Annotated in this window: 19 protein-coding genes; 15 read left to right on the top strand and 4 right to left on the bottom strand. The window is 39.9% G+C overall.

Annotated elements, in window-relative coordinates:
* The first annotated feature begins 182 nt into the window (after positions 1–182).
* Positions 183–626: an IDEAL domain-containing protein gene (locus IEV18_RS06380; protein ID WP_188391555.1), complete on the top strand. Its 444-nt coding sequence runs from the start codon at positions 183–185 to the stop codon at positions 624–626.
* A gap of 186 nt (positions 627–812) precedes the next feature.
* On the opposite strand, the gene IEV18_RS06375 is transcribed toward IEV18_RS06380, so the two are convergent.
* The 3 genes from IEV18_RS06375 to srtD form a co-directional block, all read right to left on the bottom strand.
* Positions 813–2,810 carry a penicillin-binding transpeptidase domain-containing protein gene (locus IEV18_RS06375; RefSeq protein WP_188391554.1) on the bottom strand — a complete coding sequence of 666 codons (1,998 nt, stop codon included), beginning with the start codon at positions 2,808–2,810 and terminating at the stop codon, positions 813–815.
* 171 nt (positions 2,811–2,981) lie between these two features.
* Positions 2,982–3,908, bottom strand: a complete 927-nt coding sequence (locus tag IEV18_RS06370; protein ID WP_188391553.1) for an LCP family glycopolymer transferase — start codon at positions 3,906–3,908, stop codon at positions 2,982–2,984.
* Between the two features lie 259 nt (positions 3,909–4,167).
* Complete coding sequence (gene srtD / locus IEV18_RS06365) at positions 4,168–4,767, bottom strand: class D sortase, LPxTATN-specific (RefSeq protein WP_188391552.1); 600 nt, start codon at positions 4,765–4,767, stop codon at positions 4,168–4,170.
* A gap of 424 nt (positions 4,768–5,191) precedes the next feature.
* Between srtD and IEV18_RS06360 the strand changes: the two genes are divergently transcribed.
* From IEV18_RS06360 to IEV18_RS06310, 11 genes are all read left to right on the top strand, one after another.
* The gene (locus IEV18_RS06360) at positions 5,192–5,824 is read left to right on the top strand and encodes a TasA family protein (RefSeq protein WP_188391551.1); all 633 of its coding nucleotides are present in this window, start codon (positions 5,192–5,194) and stop codon (positions 5,822–5,824) included.
* Between the two features lie 89 nt (positions 5,825–5,913).
* Positions 5,914–6,486 carry a TasA family protein gene (locus tag IEV18_RS06355; RefSeq protein WP_229733565.1) on the top strand — a complete coding sequence of 191 codons (573 nt, stop codon included), beginning with the start codon at positions 5,914–5,916 and terminating at the stop codon, positions 6,484–6,486.
* Between the two features lie 108 nt (positions 6,487–6,594).
* A complete protein-coding gene (gene tapA / locus IEV18_RS06350; RefSeq protein WP_188391549.1) occupies positions 6,595–7,398 on the top strand; it encodes an amyloid fiber anchoring/assembly protein TapA in 804 nt (267 codons plus the stop codon).
* A 15-nt stretch (positions 7,399–7,413) separates the two neighbouring features.
* Positions 7,414–7,995 carry a signal peptidase I SipW gene (sipW, locus tag IEV18_RS06345; protein WP_188391548.1) on the top strand — a complete coding sequence of 194 codons (582 nt, stop codon included), beginning with the start codon at positions 7,414–7,416 and terminating at the stop codon, positions 7,993–7,995.
* Positions 7,996–8,007: 12 nt separating this feature from the next.
* Positions 8,008–8,682, top strand: coding sequence for an LPxTATN C-terminal sorting signal domain (locus tag IEV18_RS06340; RefSeq protein ID WP_188391547.1), 675 nt, complete (start codon positions 8,008–8,010; stop codon positions 8,680–8,682).
* A 141-nt stretch (positions 8,683–8,823) separates the two neighbouring features.
* Positions 8,824–8,952: an anti-repressor SinI family protein gene (locus IEV18_RS06335; protein WP_229733563.1), complete on the top strand. Its 129-nt coding sequence runs from the start codon at positions 8,824–8,826 to the stop codon at positions 8,950–8,952.
* Positions 8,953–9,031: 79 nt separating this feature from the next.
* On the top strand, positions 9,032–9,364 hold the full coding sequence (locus IEV18_RS06330; RefSeq protein WP_188391546.1) for a helix-turn-helix domain-containing protein: 333 nt from the start codon (positions 9,032–9,034) through the stop codon (positions 9,362–9,364).
* Positions 9,365–9,501: 137 nt separating this feature from the next.
* Positions 9,502–10,020 (top strand): RNA polymerase sigma factor, encoded by a 519-nt coding sequence (locus tag IEV18_RS06325; RefSeq protein ID WP_188391545.1) that lies wholly within the window; start codon positions 9,502–9,504, stop codon positions 10,018–10,020.
* Entirely contained in the window at positions 10,017–11,063 is a 1,047-nt protein-coding gene (locus IEV18_RS06320) for an anti sigma factor C-terminal domain-containing protein (RefSeq protein ID WP_188391544.1), read from the top strand. The genes IEV18_RS06325 and IEV18_RS06320 overlap by 4 nt, the downstream gene beginning before the upstream one ends.
* Positions 11,064–11,108: 45 nt before the next feature.
* Positions 11,109–11,606 (top strand): VanZ family protein, encoded by a 498-nt coding sequence (locus IEV18_RS06315; RefSeq protein ID WP_188391543.1) that lies wholly within the window; start codon positions 11,109–11,111, stop codon positions 11,604–11,606.
* Between the two features lie 118 nt (positions 11,607–11,724).
* A complete protein-coding gene (locus IEV18_RS06310) occupies positions 11,725–11,868 on the top strand; it encodes a hypothetical protein (RefSeq protein ID WP_188391542.1) in 144 nt (47 codons plus the stop codon).
* 47 nt (positions 11,869–11,915) lie between these two features.
* Here IEV18_RS06310 and IEV18_RS06305 read toward each other — a convergent pair whose 3' ends face one another.
* On the bottom strand, positions 11,916–12,563 hold the full coding sequence (locus tag IEV18_RS06305) for a YigZ family protein (RefSeq protein ID WP_188391541.1): 648 nt from the start codon (positions 12,561–12,563) through the stop codon (positions 11,916–11,918).
* Positions 12,564–12,752: 189 nt separating this feature from the next.
* Between IEV18_RS06305 and IEV18_RS06300 the strand changes: the two genes are divergently transcribed.
* The 3 genes from IEV18_RS06300 to fakB all read left to right on the top strand — a co-directional run bounded on the left by IEV18_RS06300 (position 12,753) and on the right by fakB (position 15,748).
* Positions 12,753–13,898: a sensor histidine kinase gene (locus tag IEV18_RS06300; protein ID WP_188391540.1), complete on the top strand. Its 1,146-nt coding sequence runs from the start codon at positions 12,753–12,755 to the stop codon at positions 13,896–13,898.
* A 79-nt stretch (positions 13,899–13,977) separates the two neighbouring features.
* Positions 13,978–14,670, top strand: coding sequence for a response regulator (locus IEV18_RS06295; protein ID WP_188391539.1), 693 nt, complete (start codon positions 13,978–13,980; stop codon positions 14,668–14,670).
* A gap of 235 nt (positions 14,671–14,905) precedes the next feature.
* The gene (gene fakB, locus IEV18_RS06290; protein WP_188391538.1) at positions 14,906–15,748 is read left to right on the top strand and encodes a DegV family protein; all 843 of its coding nucleotides are present in this window, start codon (positions 14,906–14,908) and stop codon (positions 15,746–15,748) included.
* Positions 15,749–16,106: the final 358 nt, after the last annotated feature.

Below are 16,106 nucleotides of genomic sequence, written 5' to 3'. Positions count from 1 at the left end.
GCAGATTCTCATTCGATTTCTGCCTTTTCCCTATTGATGGGGAAAAATTGGGAACCCGTTCCACAAATACATTTAAAAAAAAATTTGTGAAATAGCTTGAAATTTCTAAAAATATAATGTAAAATAAACTAACTAAAAATTAATATAGGGTCACTATCAAATCTTTTTGGGAGGTGGAATGGATGGTAACGGTAAAAATGTTAAAGCCATACTATATTAAAACAGATAATGAACACGTCCGAATTGTATTGGCGTATCAGTATTTTTCAATTATTATTCAAGAGAAAGTGTATCAGTTTATCCCTATAGAAGCGAATGAAATCCGCATCAACCGCCGTACGCAAAAGGTGGAAAATATCGATGCAAAATTCGCTTTTCAGCATGGCAAAGATGTCGTTTACCTTACAATGGCCAAATTAATAACCCTCCCCGATTTCTTACAGCAGCTGCATTCGATTGCTGGCACGTATTATATCCAGGATGAAAATGAACTGAATGGGAACAGCAGTATTCAACATGCGGTTCTTATTGATGAATTAGAAAGAATGAACATATTAAGGTTGATCGATAAAGCGTTAGACGAAAGAGACGAAAAGTCGTTTTATGAACTTGTTAAATTATTATAAATGGATATAAGCGGTCAATTTTGGCTTGCTTCTTTTTTTGGAAATCCCCCGACAGAAGTTTGCTTCCATCGAATGATTTCTCCTGATTCCAACCTTGCGATGAATTCAATATATTTCTCAAATATGGAAGAATTGTATGCATCTACATAGACAAAAAAGCGGAGAAACGGTCATCGTCTCTCCGCATTACTTTTTCACTTCCTCTAATATTTCCGTCGTTTTCGTTACGATATATCCGGCTTCTTTTTCGTGTGTATTTTCAATCATCATTGCCAGCATAATATCCTGGTCTTCCGTCGGGTAGGCAACCATCCAGCTGTTTTCTGCTCCTGCCTCATCTTCCTTTTGCTTCAGTTCTGCTGTTCCGGTTTTAGCGGATATCGGAAAGTCGGCATTTTTTGCCCCTCTGGCGGTGCCGTCAGTGACAACGGCCCGCAATCCTTCTTGAATCAACTTCGCATGCTCTTTTGTCATTATGTTTTCTTTCCATACTTGACCTGTCTCTTCCGAAGTTAAAATCGTCGGTTTCAGCATGTTTCCATCATTTAAAAAGGCAGTATACATCATTGCAGCATGCAATGCGCTCACTTGCAATTCCCCTTGGCCGAAACTCGAATCGGACAGCAAAATTTCATCTTTGATGCTTCCTTCATTGGCGATGGACGAGGCGGCAATCGGGTATTCAAATGGCATTTCTTCACCAAAGCCAAATTCGGTTAATCCGTCGGTAAATGCTTTCGGTCCGATTTCCAGCGCTTCCATCGCAAAGTAAATATTATCGGACCGGGCGAGGGCGTCGGTTAAATCGACCGGGCCGCTGGAGGTGGAAACTCTCGTTACTTTATAGTCGCCCCATTCGTCACCTTTGCTCCACGTTAATCCTTCAATCGATCTTCCTTCATCCGGATCTAATGTTCCGTTTTTTAATCCGATAGCTGCAGTAATCGGCTTGATAATCGATCCTGGAATAAAGGTCGATGCAAACCGGTTAATTAAAGGCAGCTGTTCGTCTTCTTCCAATCTTTTCCACATATTTGCGTCGGTCCCATACATAATTTCATTCGGGTCAAAGGCCGGGCTGCTGACTAATGCCAATGTTTCCCCGGTTTTCGGGTCGATGGCAGCCGCTGTGCCCGCATCTCCTTCGTATGCATTAAAGATCTTTTCCTGAATGTTGACATCAATCGTCACCATCACATCTTCCCCGTGCTTGACTGGTTTTTCGGCGAGAATGACTTCTTCGCCATCGTCTTTTGCAATAGTGATTTTTACGCCCTGTTCTCCGCGCAATACATCGTCAAATAGCTGTTCCAGTCCCCGGGCACCGATCATATCGTTCGGACTGTATTTTCCTTCCTCATCTTTTTCCAAATCTTCTGCAGTTACTTGGCGCAAGTAGCCGACGAGATGAGCAGCAGCTTCCCCTTCAGGATAAATCCGGCCTTCCGTTTCATTGACCATGACACCGTCAACTTGCAGCAGCTGATTGACCAGTTCATTCGAAATCACTTTTTTTAACGGCACAAAGTAGTCCGGCTGCACCCAGCTGGCATTCAAAGCGGAATCAATTTTTTCCTCGCTCATGCCGAGCAATTCGGAAAGCTTTCCTTTCGAGGAATCGCTCATTTTTTCCGGGACAACTCCGACTTCGTAAATAATATCGTTTAAGGCGAGTGGCATTTGGTTCCGGTCTAAAATTTCTCCCCGTTCCGGCTGGACGGTGGTGATATTAATTTTTCCGCCGTCTTTCAGGTCAGGGAAAATAAATCCCGGGTCCCATTGAACGTACCAATTTTGCGTTTCCTCTTCTTCACCTTCAAGCTGCATAGGAGCATGATAGACAAAAGTTATCGGTCCTGCCATCGTTTCCATTTTCACCTGAAAAGGAACCGTCGCCTTTCCTTTTTCAAAGGCAGCATCCACATCTTCTTCCGATAATTTTTCATATGTAATTTCAACATCATGAATATCTAAGTCGTGATAAATTTTTTCCAGCCGTTCGATGGATTCTTCTTTCGGATATTCGGATTTCGCATCGCTGGAAAAGAAAGAATATAGGTCGGCAAATTTACCCTCTTCCCACAACTTGGCAAATTCATCAAAACGTTCTGTCGGGGTTATACGATCTTCAGAGCATCCAGCTAAAAGAAAAATAAGTACGAGAAAAAGGATGAATTTTTTCATGCATCAGCCTCCGTTCTTGTTTCGTTATTTCGAACCGGATAGCCTGGAAATTGGCATACCGGACTGATTTTTCTAATCTGATTCCATCTATACTATAACATTGTTTACACTGGAAATGGTAATAGGAAATCATTTAGACAAAAAAGTCACGCTGTTGCTGGAACAGGTGACTTATTCATCCATATGGGCTTTAATTTCAGAAGTGACCCGGCTAAATTCTTCATCTGGTACAACATAGTAGTAGATGCCGTTTATTTTCTGGCCTGATCCTTCGATTTTTATTTGTTTAATGTTTTTTCGGGTACTTAAATAATCGGTAAATAGTGTCTGTATTTTTTTCATATCTAAGTTTGTTTGTGCGGTTGTACCAAGTATTTCTAAAATATCGGCGAATTTCGTAATGCTTGTGAAACTGGCTGCTTCATCAATTGCTGCGGCAATGACCGCCCGCTGCCGTTCATTTCGGCCAAAGTCGCCTTGGGGATCATTTTTCCGCATGCGAATATATTCTAGTGCTTCTTTGCCGTCGAGATGTATTTCGCCGACTGGAAAATTATGCCCCCCTTGGGAGAACTCAAATTCATTTTGTACCGTTACACCGCCAATCGCATCAATTCCTTTTTGGAATCCTTCCATATTTACCCGGCCATAAACGTGGATAGGGATGTCGAACGTTTCTTCCACCGTCTGTACAGATAAATCGACCCCGCCAAAGGCATAGGCATGGTTAATTTTGTCCATTCCCCGTCCGGGAATGTTCACATACGTATCCCTTGGGATGCTCATCATTAACATTGAATCGGTATTCGGATTTAACGATAACAAAATCATCGTATCCGAACGGCCCCGGTCGCCTTCCCTTTCATCCACACCGAGCAAAAGCATGTTAATCGAGTCTTTTTTCTTAAAACGTTCATCGACTTCCTTTTGCTTTGCCGGTTCAAATGGGTTGTGCATCGTTTCAATCGTGCTTCCAAGCTGCGTCCAAACATATGCGGCGACTCCTCCAGCGATTAAGAAGAGAGCGAAGACGATGCCAAGCAGCCAGCGAACCCATTTCCTTTTCTTGTTTCGTTTTTTTTCCATTCTTGAAACCATCGGTATTCCCCTTTATTATCCATTCTAGGTCAAAAGCTTTATGCAAATTCTTGTCTTTATCTGTCTAAATCATAGCGAAAAGTACGAAAATTGTCTACTTGGATTGCCAGGAATCACGTTAATTTGCATGTTTTATTCTTTGCAACTTCCTGGTTCATAATCTTGGAACAAGGTAGCATTATTTAGGTTTATTCCCGGTAATTGGAAATTGAATCAGAAAGAGAAAAGCCTGGGAATGCATCAGGAGCACCCCAGGCAATTAATATTTGTTGTTCATAGAAATATCATCTTTGTTAATTGGCAGGGCAGTAATAATATATCGATCTGGAGCATTCCCGATAAAACGAAATGGGTAGCATGTAGTCACGGTCAGCACTTCTTTGCCTTGAGGCTTGATGACAGTCCGATCGTCAGCACTGACGATTTTCGTATCGACAATTTCATAAGAAAATTCCCCGTAAGGCAACTTTACGGTGAATTTATCTCCCAATTCCAGCTCACCCATTCTTCGGAACACCGTATCCCGATGGCCAGATAGGACTATTTGTTCACCTTGACCGGGAAAGGCTGTTCCCCGGTAATGCCCAACCCCTTTTTCCAGTTCGTCTTCATCGGTACCTTCAACGATGGGAAGGTCTGATTCCAATTTTGGAATATGCAGGATGCCGATCGTTTCGCCGATTTCCGGTGTAAAGTCCGCTGATGACAAGGAATCTGATTTTTCTGTTGGGGATAATGTAAGTTCTTTTGCTTCTGCAAGGCTTTCCTTTTGTGCCCTTTCCGTCTCCAGCCATTGAAACCCGCCATAAGCCAATATAAGGATACCTGAAAGTATAAATAAAAGCGAAAGTTTTTTCATCCGATTTACTCCTTTAAATCGCATCTTACTTCATAAGTATATCCATTTTTTTTAAAATTGAAATAAGTAATTGATGTTCTGTAAAAAGAAATAATTATTTTAAAAAATACAAAAAACTAAGAAATCGAAAGAAAAATCGAGATTTATCGAGATAAATGTGCGTTATAACGTATTTTCGTCATTTTTTCAAGTTTTCCTATTAGGAAAAAATGTCCTATACTGCAATTGTGGTTGTTCTTTATAACAAACGAAATCCCCCTCAAAAATGAACAACACAGTGATCATCGTACATAAAGAAAGGAGGATAGCGCTAGTCAACTCTGCAAACATACAAATTTTTATAACACAGAATTTTCACTTATGGCAATATCGCTTCTAGCAATTTATTCATCATATTAAAAAATATTTAGGAGGCTGGAAACTTATGAGTTTGAAAAAGAAAATTGGTATGGGGATAGCATCCGCTGCCCTAGGTATTTCCTTAATTGCTGGAGGAACGTTCGCGTATTTTAGTGCAACTGCAGAGCAAACTAGTTCATTTGCATCCGGTTATATGGAGTTAACTGCGAAGCCTACTGAACTAATAGATTTAAAGAAATTCAAACCGGGCGATTACGCAACCAGAACATTTAAGTTAAAGAATGACGGCAATATTGATATGAAAAATATCAGTCTGGACACTAGTTATTCTGTTACCCGGGATGGAGCTCCAGTAGATAATGCTTTAGCAAACAAATATGCAAATTCCATTAAAGTCATGTTTTTAGATAATACAAGCGGGGACAAAGCTAATAATATTATCGATGAAATGACATTATTAGAGTTGAGAGACATGACTCCAGAACAATTAGCTGAAAGATTGGAATGGAAATGGTCTCTATGGCCTTTCCCTGGATACTATGCTCCTGTTGAAGGATTAAAAGCAGGTGAAACAGCTAATTTTAGAGTTAAGTTTATGTTTGAAGAAACTGGTGCACCACAAAATGATCTACAAAATCTCGATCTTGAATTACTTTGGACGTTTGAAGGTTTCCAAGTTGATGGTGAAAGAAGATAAATTTAACTTTATCTGATTGAAGGCGAGTTTACCCTCGCCTTCTCCTACATATTTATATTTTTTATATTTTTGGAGGGGTTCCCTTGAGTGTGAAAAAACATATTGCGATGGCGATGACGACAGGGTTAATAGGGATGGCATTAATTAGCGGGGGCACAGTTGCATATTTTAGCGATGAACTGGAATCAAAGGCAGAAATACAATCCGGTACGTTAGAGTTAGGCTTCGTCGATATTGATGAAAATATCCTATTTAAAATTGAAGATATTCAACCGGGGGAAGAGTTTGAATCCCGTTTTACACTTCGGAATAACGGTTCGTTAAATATTGGAGAAATCGTTTTGTTCTCGAAACATACGATTTTGGATAAAAACGGAAACGAAAAAGATAATGGATTTGGCAGCCAAATTTTATTAAAAGAGCTAATCGTTGACGGCAAGGAGATTATTAAGGGTAAAGATTCAGCGATGACATTAAATGAGCTGAGAAAATTGAAAAATGGCTTGTTAATAAAAGAAGAGGACATTCCATTTCCTAATGGAGACACGATGGATGTAAAAGTTAAATTTCAATTTAAGAAAACAGCAAAAGACCAGAATGATTTTCAAGGAAATAAGCTGGAACTGGATTGGACTTTCCGGGCAATGCAAACCAACAAATGATAAAGAAAGGGAACACTCTCCTGGACTATTATTTATAGTCCTAAGGAGATTCTGACGAAAAACTTTAGGACTGTAAATAAGCGAGAAATTTAAAGGGTGGAGATGATTGTGAGGCAAACCCGTCTGCGAAAATATCGATCTCAATATCGATGGTTTCGGTTTGTATCAAAAATTGCGTTAATATGGTATTTATTTGTATTTTCTGCTACCTACTTTACTTCGGGAACGAGTGCGGATTTCTTTTATGATGCAAGGGCAACATCCGAAGTGTCGTCTGGGATTTGGCTTGGAGACTATAGATTAAAATTCACCGAAAATGGAACAGAAAACGTCTATTTATGCGGTGAATCGGTTGAAATTGGCAGAGCGCTAAAAAATGTCGGTCCTGACGATATGGCGGAAGATGGCACTTATTACGTTTATTATTCTGCGGATAATGGCAGTCCTCAAAATCATGGTGTTGAAGTATATGAAGGTACTTTTAATGCATTGAAATCCAAAGAAGAAATCCGGCTGCAATTCCATGCAAAAAATATTGGTACTTATGCGTTTCACGTCCAGGATACAGACGGGGATAAATGGAGCGCCAAAATTCATGTGAAAGAAAATAAGAGTGGCAACAAATGCCATAATACAAATATGACAACGGAAGAAATATCAGTTGAAAATGAAAAGAGCGACATAAATGAAAGTGAAGAAAAGGCAACTGCAAATGCTAAAAAAGACGACTCTGATGACGAAAATGCCAAGAAAGTAGAACAAATTGAGCAAACCCCTTCAGAAACTGAGAATGAAACTAGGGAAGAACTGCGGGAGCAAGAGCCTACGAATGAAGGAAGCAGTCAAGGGAAGGAAAGCAATTTGAATGAAGAAGCGGAAATGAACGAGCAAAACGATGATAATGTTGAATAATGGAGGATTGGTAACATGAAAATATTCTTCAAATGGTTAAATCGATTTGTTACGGCAGTATTATTCGTGTTGCTTATCGGTTTAGGATTTCTAGTTTTCTCATCAAAACTAAGCGGCGGGGAACCGAACGTATTTGGCTATCAGCTGAAAACCGTCCTATCGGGATCGATGGAACCGGAATTTAAAACCGGATCGGTCATCGCGGTAAAACCGATTGACGGGGAGGAGCGTCAGCAATTAAAAGTTGGAGACGTAATTACCTTTATGGAATCGGACGATAAATTAATTACCCACCGGATTATTGAAGTAAAAGAAACTGGCGCTGGTATCGTATATACGACGAAGGGAGACAATAACAATGCTCCTGATTCAAATCCGGTACTGGCTGAAAATGTAGTTGCCGTTTATAGTGGCTTTACTATACCATACCTAGGTTATATTTCTGAATTTTCCCAGTCAAAAAACGGAATTATCGCATTATTAATTGTGCCTGGTTTTCTTCTTATCGGATATTCCGGCATTACCATATGGAGAGCATTTCATGAGCTGGAAAAAGAAAAGAAAAAGGCAGAAGTTGAAATGCCAAAAACGAGTTAAAGGAAGAGGTATATGGAACGAACTGTAAAGGTCTTATTATTAACCGTGACGTCCCTAATATTGCTTCTGCCTGGATTCATCAGTACATCAGCTGTTTATGCAGAAAATAATGAAAGCAAAAATGAAATTGCAATAGAGATCGAACCAAAGGGTGTTTTATTTAATGTAACAAATATGAAGCCGGGCGACTGGGCTCCGAGGACCGTTACCGTATACAATGATGGGAAATGGGAATTTGATTATATTGTAAAAATTGAACCTGTCGGGGATTCAAGAATGTTATTTAATGAATTGGAGTTGGAAGTGAAACAGTCTGATGAAGTATTATTTAACGGGAAATTGAAAGATTTTACCGAATTAAATCCTAGAACATTACTCCCGTCAGAAAAAGAAGAGTTAGATTTTATTATTCGATTCCCAGAACATCTTGGTAATGAATTTCAAGGTTTAGACGCTAAATTTAACATTATCTATAGTGCTGAGGACAAACAAGCAATAGGTTCTAAAGGAAAAAACGAAAAAAGCATCGAAGGGATCATCGGAAGCGGAAATGGCGGTGGCTCTCCATTACCCGATACTGCGACAACAATCTTTTCTATCCTCCTTATAGGCTCCATGTTAATGATTGTTGGTCTAGGTTTACTCTTAACCAGCTATTTCCGTAAACTAAAGAGAAAGGAAATTTAATTTCCAACAAAACTAGTAATAATCCGACAAAACTAGTCATTCAAATAGGGAGAGAGATGTAGTAAGATATTCACAGGGGTTAAAATATCAGAAAAGAGCGACTTTTCAAAACGATAATAATCTAATGGGGGCCGGTGAAGGGTGAAAGACTTGGTAGAAAAAAAAGGGCTGGATATGGACTGGGTATTATTAATAAAAGAAGCAAAATCCTTAGGAATGACCGTGGAGGAAATTCGGCGGTTTATCGAAAAGGCGAAACAAAAGACCTAATTTTGAAAAAAATGAATACCTTATCTACAACCGCTCACCTGATTATGATATAATGCTCTTGAAAGTAGGTGAGAGGACTTTGATTGGTGAAAAGATAAAGAAACTGCGTCAGGAAAAGAAAATGTCTATATCTGAACTAGCCGAAAAAGCAGGTGTCGCCAAATCATATTTAAGCTCAATTGAACGGAACTTGCAATCAAATCCCTCGATTCAATTTATTGAAAAGATTAGTGGAGTATTAGGGGTTTCTCCTAATGATTTAATAACAGATAAAGAATCTGCAGATGCAGAGGAGCTGGATAGCGAATGGCTCCAAATCGTTCGAGAAGCGATGGAATCGGGCGTTTCCAAAGAACAATTTAGGGAATATTTAGAATTTAACAAATGGCGGAAAAGTCAAGGAAACGGATAGAAACAGTAACATAAACCAATCTGTCAAAATGAAAAAATCCATATAAAACCGTAGAGCAGTTGCTTTACGGTTTTTTTCTGCTGTTTTTGTAACAAACGGAATGTTATATCGTTACATATGTAGGAGGTGGGAGACGTTTGCAGAAAAATATATTTATTTCGCTGTTTGAAACGTACCAGCTCCCACTGTACCGCTATCTTCTGCAAATGACACGCAATGAAGAAACGGCGGAAGAATTGCTGCAGGAAACCTTTTATCGGGCAATGGTGTCTCTAAAAGTAGAGAATATGAATCAGGCTAAGGCATGGCTGTTTAAAGTGGCGCGAAATTTATATATTGACCAGCTGCGGAAGGCAGAAGCGGAGGAGCGGATGTTGGAAAAAGTAAAGGCAAAACAGACCGGAATTAGTTCTCTCGGCAATCCGCAGCAACAATTGGAGAAAAAATGGAAACAAAAAGAATTGGAACAAATTTTATCCATGCTTCCGGAACGAATGCGGACGATTCTCTATTTGCGGGAAATCCAAGGATTTACCTATAAAGAGCTGGAAATCATGATGAACTTAACGGAAAGCCAGGTAAAAGTGACACTGCATCGGGCAAGAAGCAAATTTCGCCAACTGCAAGCAGAAAGAAAAGAGGAGGGGGCCGATTGAAAAAAGACGATCACGTATTAAAGGATTGGAAGGAAAGTGAAAAAAACATTGATCAGCGGACAGCGAGGAAATTCGTTTGGCGGACGAGACTGGCCATCGGATTTACAGTGATTCGTATTCTGCTTGGTGTTTTTCTAATATATGTGCTCTATCAGATTCCGGTTGAAATCTACTTTGAACATTCGGGAAAACGGGCTGAATTTGACCGTTTTGTAGCAACGGTAGTAGAAACAAGGCATGCCGGAATAGAAGTGGATAAGTTGTCTCACCCGAGGGCAGAGATTTCACCATTGCTTACGCAGGAGACGACATTGCCCGTTTATCGTCAAGTTGGCGGCTGGGATGTAGTTGTTGGTGAGGTGAAAGCGAAAAAAAGGCTATTAGGAAAATTGAGCTATACGATTGAATATAATAAGAAATATATACACGAACAAATGGAGTATCCTTATGCATTGCCGCCAGATCTACCGGAGTTAACGGTTTCGTACCAGCCTGGCGAACTTGTTGAACCGGCAGAAGCCCAGTTGGAAAAAATACCTGATGGATTCGTCGTGCAGCTACAGTTTTCCTTGAAAAAGGGGATGAAGCCGGAGGAGCTCTTTCAGATTTTAAATAAATATGATGTAACTGTATTGCAAATGCCAGTATATGCCGGGGAAATAAAAGAATTTGAAACAGACCGAACTACAATTATAGAAGATGGAGTTTATACATATGAAGTACCGACGCTTATGCTCCGTCCTTTTGTCGAATATGATGAAAAGAACCGTTTATCCATTGCCGATCATATTATTACTGCCGAATATCTTGAGGAATCAGTTGAGACATTTTATCGTGATTTATCCTGGCTAATCGAAAAAGGAGGCTATTCAGAACAGGAGCTGGATGAAAAACGGCTTGCATATCTTCGGAAACATGGTATAAAAGTGTTTGGAGCAACTGTTACGGGACCGGTGCGAGAAGCGGAAAAATTAATCCAGGAAGAACAGTTCCATAAATTCCACGTTACTGGTATAGAAGTTTGGAACTGGTATGGCCCGTAATTCGCCTTTTCGTAATGGAAAAAACATGACAAAGTATGGTGACCTATGAAAAAGTTTTTATACTGGCTTTTGCCGATCGGGTGGATGGGAGTTATTTTTCTTTCCTCGTCCACACCGTATGAAAAACAGGACGTAAAACCGCTCTTGAACAATGTGGAATTTCTGCGATTTTTAGAACCTTATTTGCAGCCAATCTCTTTTGTGTATAACCAATCTGTAGTAAGCGTAGACCATTTGGGGCTTGCCGGATTTTTAGAATTTTTCCTCCGCAAAGGCGCCCATGTCGGCGTATTTTTTCTACTGCTTTATTTTTTGTATATTGCGTTCCGCAAAACGACGGAATTGTCTTTTAACCGGGCGGTTACATTTTCCTTTTTCATCACGGTTGCATATGCTGTTACAGATGAAATTCATCAAGGATTCACTCCCAACCGGACTCCGTATCTCGGTGATGTACTGTTGGACAGTATTGGCGCCCTTCTTGCAGCCAGCCTATTAACCGTGATTAGGAAATATCAGATGAGACAAAAATCCCTTCACTAAATACTATATTTTTCTACAAGTTTATGGTATTATCTATGAAAAATGATATTTTTCTACAAATATGACATGGAAATTTAGGAGATTCCTATATACTTTTTGTAAAGGCGGTTCTATGTTCATGGGAGAACAGGAGAAATTTAAAAAGGTATTAAAGAAAATGATTGACGAAACGGAAAAAAACAATATTCGCTCTGCGGAGGAACTTCTTCGGCAGTTAGTACAGGAATTGTCCAGTACACAAACGATGCGAGAAAACGCATAAACAGATGCCACGGCATAGCCGGTGGCATCTTTCCATATTCCTTCGCATTATTCTTTTGTAGACGAAACATCGATTTCAATGTATTTCTCGCCAATGGTTTCAATCTCCGCTTGGGCGTTCGTTAAATCTACCATCCATTCCGTAAAATTCTCTTCTTTCCCGTCTTCCACATAGACGATAAATTCCACGTTCTCGGAATAATGAATATCTTCCAATATATATTCAGATTGCCGCAATACATTTTCCAGTTTTCCGAGCAAACCGTAATCTGCTGTTACGGAGAAACCTTTCATCAATTGTCTTTTTACGATTCCGGTATGACGAATGGCTTCCGAGGTGGCATTGCCGTAGGCTCGAATCAGCCCTCCGGCACCTAGCTTAATGCCTCCGAAATATCTCGTGACGACGACCGCCGTATCTTTCAAGCCCATTTTTTTCAGCACTTCCAGCATCGGCACACCGGCGGTACCGCTCGGCTCTCCATCGTCATTCGCCTTTTGGATTTGATCATGTTCACCGATTAAATAGGCGGAGCAATTGTGCGTGGCGTCATAATGTTTCTTTTTAATTTCCTGGATAAATTGCTGTGCTTCTTCCTCCGTTTCCGTCCGGCGGACATAGCCGATGAAACGGGATTTCTGGATGACGATTTCATGGCTGCCTTCACGTTTTACCGTATAATATTTCGATAACATATGCTCTCCATTCCTTTATAAAATAGTATAGTAATTATTAATCTTGTCATGACATTTATAATGTACTGATGTATACGTTGGTACAATAGTAATATTTTTGTAAAGAGAATGATACAAAAAATATGAGGAATTTCCCTATAATTCTAATCGAAATACAAGTATAATTATAACATAGGTTGGTGATAAATCATGTCTATGGCCGTCAGCGAACAAGCATTAGACAGAGTTATCGATGAAATGATTGAAGTGGTGGAAAACTCGAAAGATGAAATTTTCCATATAAGCGAAGCTGCACGTACGGAATATGAACAATTGGTCATTGAATTAGAAATTACAAAAAAGAAAGTGTTAGAATATATTGAAATGGGAGACGAATTGGAAGATAGAGTCCGTAAGTCGAGAAAACAGCTTGCTCTCGTCAGTAAAAATTTTGATAAATATTCAGAAGAGGAAATTCATGATGTATATGAAAAAACCCATGATTTGCAGACGAGATTAATTATGGTACGGAATAGGGAAAAAGCGATGCGGGATAAACGGGATGATATAGATCGGCGACTCCAATCATTATCGAAAACGATTGAAAGGGCAGAGGGTTTGGCGAATAAAATCTCTGTCATTCATACATACTTGCAGGACGACTTCCAGCAGGTAAACGAAATTTTGGAAAATGCGAAAGAAAAACAGGAATTTGGTTTGAAAATTATTGAAGCCCAGGAAGAAGAACGGCGAAAAATATCCCGGGAAATTCACGACGGCCCTGCCCAAATGCTTGCCAATATTTTGCTGCGCTCCGAGATCATTGAAAAAACTTACCGCAAGGGAGATATGGAAAAAGCGATCGAAGAGCTGAAAGATGTTCGAAGGATGGCACGTTCTTCTTTATATGAAGTGAGGCGGATTATTTATGACTTGCGACCGATGGCATTGGACGATTTAGGTTTAGTGCCGACGATTAAAAAATATATTGATACAACTGCCGATTATCATAAAATGGACATTGACTTTACGATTATCGGGAAAGACAGCCGGCTTCAGCATAAATACGAAATTGCCCTGTTTCGCTTAATGCAGGAGGCGCTGCAAAATGCAATTAAACATTCTCAAGCTTCAAAAATTCAAGTTAAACTAGAAATTAATTGCCAACATGTTATATTAATAGTGAAAGATAATGGCATAGGCTTCGACCCTTCGTTGAAGCAGCAGGATAAATCCTTTGGCTTAATCGGGATGAAAGAACGGGTAGAAATGTTGAAGGGTACGATGAACATACAATCCGACTATGGGCAGGGGACGACGGTAACGATTAAAGTACCGTTTAATCCAAGTTCATAGGTATGATTATAGGACATTACATCGAGACTCTAGCATCTTTCAATATATAATTTGGGGAAACCAATGGGAGGAGATTTCGATGGAAGAAAAAAATACTATTAAAATTGTTTTAATCGATGATCATAAATTATTTCGTGAAGGTGTCAAGCGCATCTTAGAATTTGAAGATTCCTTTGAGGTAGTAGCCGAAGGAGACGACGGGGCTGAAGCAACGAAATTAGTAAAGGAACATAAACCGGATGTCGTTTTAATGGATATTAATATGCCAAATGAAAACGGAATCCAGGCTACTGCCGACTTAGTCCGCTATTTTCCGGAGACGAAAGTCATCATTCTTTCCATCCATGATGACGAGAACTATGTTACCCACGCACTGAAAACCGGTGCTCAAGGCTATTTGCTGAAGGAAATGGATGCGGATTCATTAGTGGAGGCAATTAAAGTTGTCAGCGAAGGCGGATCTTACCTCCATCCGAAAGTGACCCACAATTTGGTGAAAGAATTCCGCCGCTTGGCAAAAGAACAGGCAGCAAGTTCGTTAAGCAACGGAGTAGAATATCGCCAGCCTCTTCATATTTTAACGAAGCGGGAATGCCAAGTATTGCAATTGCTGGCAGACGGCAAGAGCAACCGGGCTGTTGCTGAAACTTTATACATTAGCGAAAAAACGGTGAAAAACCACGTCAGCAGCATTTTGCAGAAGATGAACGTGAATGACCGGACACAAGCAGTTGTCAACGCAATCCGCAACGGCTGGGTCGAAGTGATGTAATTTAGAAAGCTGTTCCAAAGTTTGGAGCAGCTTTTTTTGTGGATGGAGGAAGGAACCGGACGGTATCAATACGGAAGAAAATTTATAAAAAGGAACAATTCTTCCAAACCGATTTCTATAACGGAAAACCTTAAGTCAGGAATGCTTTTTTAAATGAATTCATGTACAATAAAATAGAAAATGAGTACATCTTGTCTGCCCGCATGAAGCAAAATTATTGTAGAGGAGAGATGTTATGAAAATAGCTGTCATGACGGATAGTACAGCTTACATACCTGAAGACGTACGAAAAGAGCATAATATTCACCTCGTTCCTCTTAGTGTTGTATTTGGAGAGGAATCTTACCGGGAAGAAATAGATATTACAACGGAAGAGTTTTATGAAAAAATGCGGAATGCGAAGGAGCTTCCGACAACTTCCCAGCCGTCCATCGGAGTAGTAACGGAGAAGCTGGAAGAACTTGCAAAGGAATATGATGCTGTCGTGTCCATCCACCTGTCCAGCGGGATTAGCGGAACCTATCAGGCAGTAGTCAGTGCCGGAGAAATGGTAGACAGCATTAAAGTTTACGCTTATGATTCCGAATTAAGCTGTATGGCCCAAGGCTTTTATACGATTGAAGCAGCGGAAATGGCTAAAGCCGGGAAATCAGTGGAGGAGATTTTGGCAAGACTGGATGAAATGAAACAGTCGATGCGGGCCTACTTTATGGTGGATGATTTAACGAACTTGCATAAAGGCGGCCGTTTAAGCGGAGCACAGGCGTTAGTCGGCGGACTGCTGCAAATTAAGCCGGTTCTTCATTTTGTCGATAAAAAAATCGTGCCTTTCGAGAAAATCCGCACCCGGAAAAAAGCAATTCAGCGCATTTTCGGCATGCTGGAAGAAGACGCTGCCAAGGGCAAAAATTTACGGGTCGTCTTTATTCACGGCAATGACGAACCTTCTGCCAAAGAACTACAGGAGAAATTCCTGGAAAAATATCCGGAGACGGAAACTTATATTAGCTACTTTGGCCCGGTCATCGGAACCCATTTGGGAGAAGGAGCTTTAGGTATTTGCTGGTATGAGAAATAATTTTTGGGACTAGACGCTAAAAAAAATGTTTGGAATGTTGATATCTTAGCAGGGAAAAGCTGATCATTTTATTTTTATTTGCCAAAAGCCGAAATATCCAGTTTTTCATCAAAAACTGATAAAAGCGGAAACGCTAATATTTTCATAGGAATGTACGAGTAAAGCTGATAATGTTTAAGTTTCGCCGATAAATCTAGCTGGAACGCTGAAAAATTATGGCAGATATGTAAAATAAAAACAAACATGATCTTTCGCTCTCAACCCTGAATGAAAATAATTAATTTTCGTCTATAATGTAGATACCATAACAGTGAGTATATGACGCGGGCTTTAATGGTGGTTTTAACCCTGTAATAAA

Origin of the sequence: Compostibacillus humi, from assembly GCF_014637175.1 — a bacterium.
In the GTDB taxonomy this organism is placed as follows: domain Bacteria; phylum Bacillota; class Bacilli; order Bacillales; family Amphibacillaceae; genus Oceanobacillus; species Oceanobacillus humi.
The sequence above is the reverse complement of the archived record's forward strand: the minus strand, read 5'-3'. Positions and strand labels throughout refer to the sequence as shown.

Excerpts from the sequence above, each read along its gene's own strand:
- IEV18_RS06295 (WP_188391539.1), top strand. The coding sequence starts at position 13,978 with ATGGAAGAAAAAAATACTATTAAAATTGTTTTAATCGATGATCATAAA.
- IEV18_RS06315 (WP_188391543.1), top strand. The coding sequence starts at position 11,109 with ATGAAAAAGTTTTTATACTGGCTTTTGCCGATCGGGTGGATGGGAGTT.
- IEV18_RS06340 (WP_188391547.1), top strand. The coding sequence starts at position 8,008 with ATGGAACGAACTGTAAAGGTCTTATTATTAACCGTGACGTCCCTAATA.
- IEV18_RS06300 (WP_188391540.1), top strand. The coding sequence starts at position 12,753 with ATGTCTATGGCCGTCAGCGAACAAGCATTAGACAGAGTTATCGATGAA.
- fakB (WP_188391538.1), top strand. The coding sequence starts at position 14,906 with ATGAAAATAGCTGTCATGACGGATAGTACAGCTTACATACCTGAAGAC.
- IEV18_RS06305 (WP_188391541.1), bottom strand. The coding sequence starts at position 12,563 with ATGTTATCGAAATATTATACGGTAAAACGTGAAGGCAGCCATGAAATC.
- sipW (WP_188391548.1), top strand. The coding sequence starts at position 7,414 with ATGAAAATATTCTTCAAATGGTTAAATCGATTTGTTACGGCAGTATTA.
- IEV18_RS06375 (WP_188391554.1), bottom strand. The coding sequence starts at position 2,810 with ATGAAAAAATTCATCCTTTTTCTCGTACTTATTTTTCTTTTAGCTGGA.
- IEV18_RS06310 (WP_188391542.1), top strand. The coding sequence starts at position 11,725 with ATGGGAGAACAGGAGAAATTTAAAAAGGTATTAAAGAAAATGATTGAC.
- IEV18_RS06370 (WP_188391553.1), bottom strand. The coding sequence starts at position 3,908 with ATGGTTTCAAGAATGGAAAAAAAACGAAACAAGAAAAGGAAATGGGTT.
- srtD (WP_188391552.1), bottom strand. The coding sequence starts at position 4,767 with ATGAAAAAACTTTCGCTTTTATTTATACTTTCAGGTATCCTTATATTG.
- IEV18_RS06380 (WP_188391555.1), top strand. The coding sequence starts at position 183 with ATGGTAACGGTAAAAATGTTAAAGCCATACTATATTAAAACAGATAAT.
- IEV18_RS06360 (WP_188391551.1), top strand. The coding sequence starts at position 5,192 with ATGAGTTTGAAAAAGAAAATTGGTATGGGGATAGCATCCGCTGCCCTA.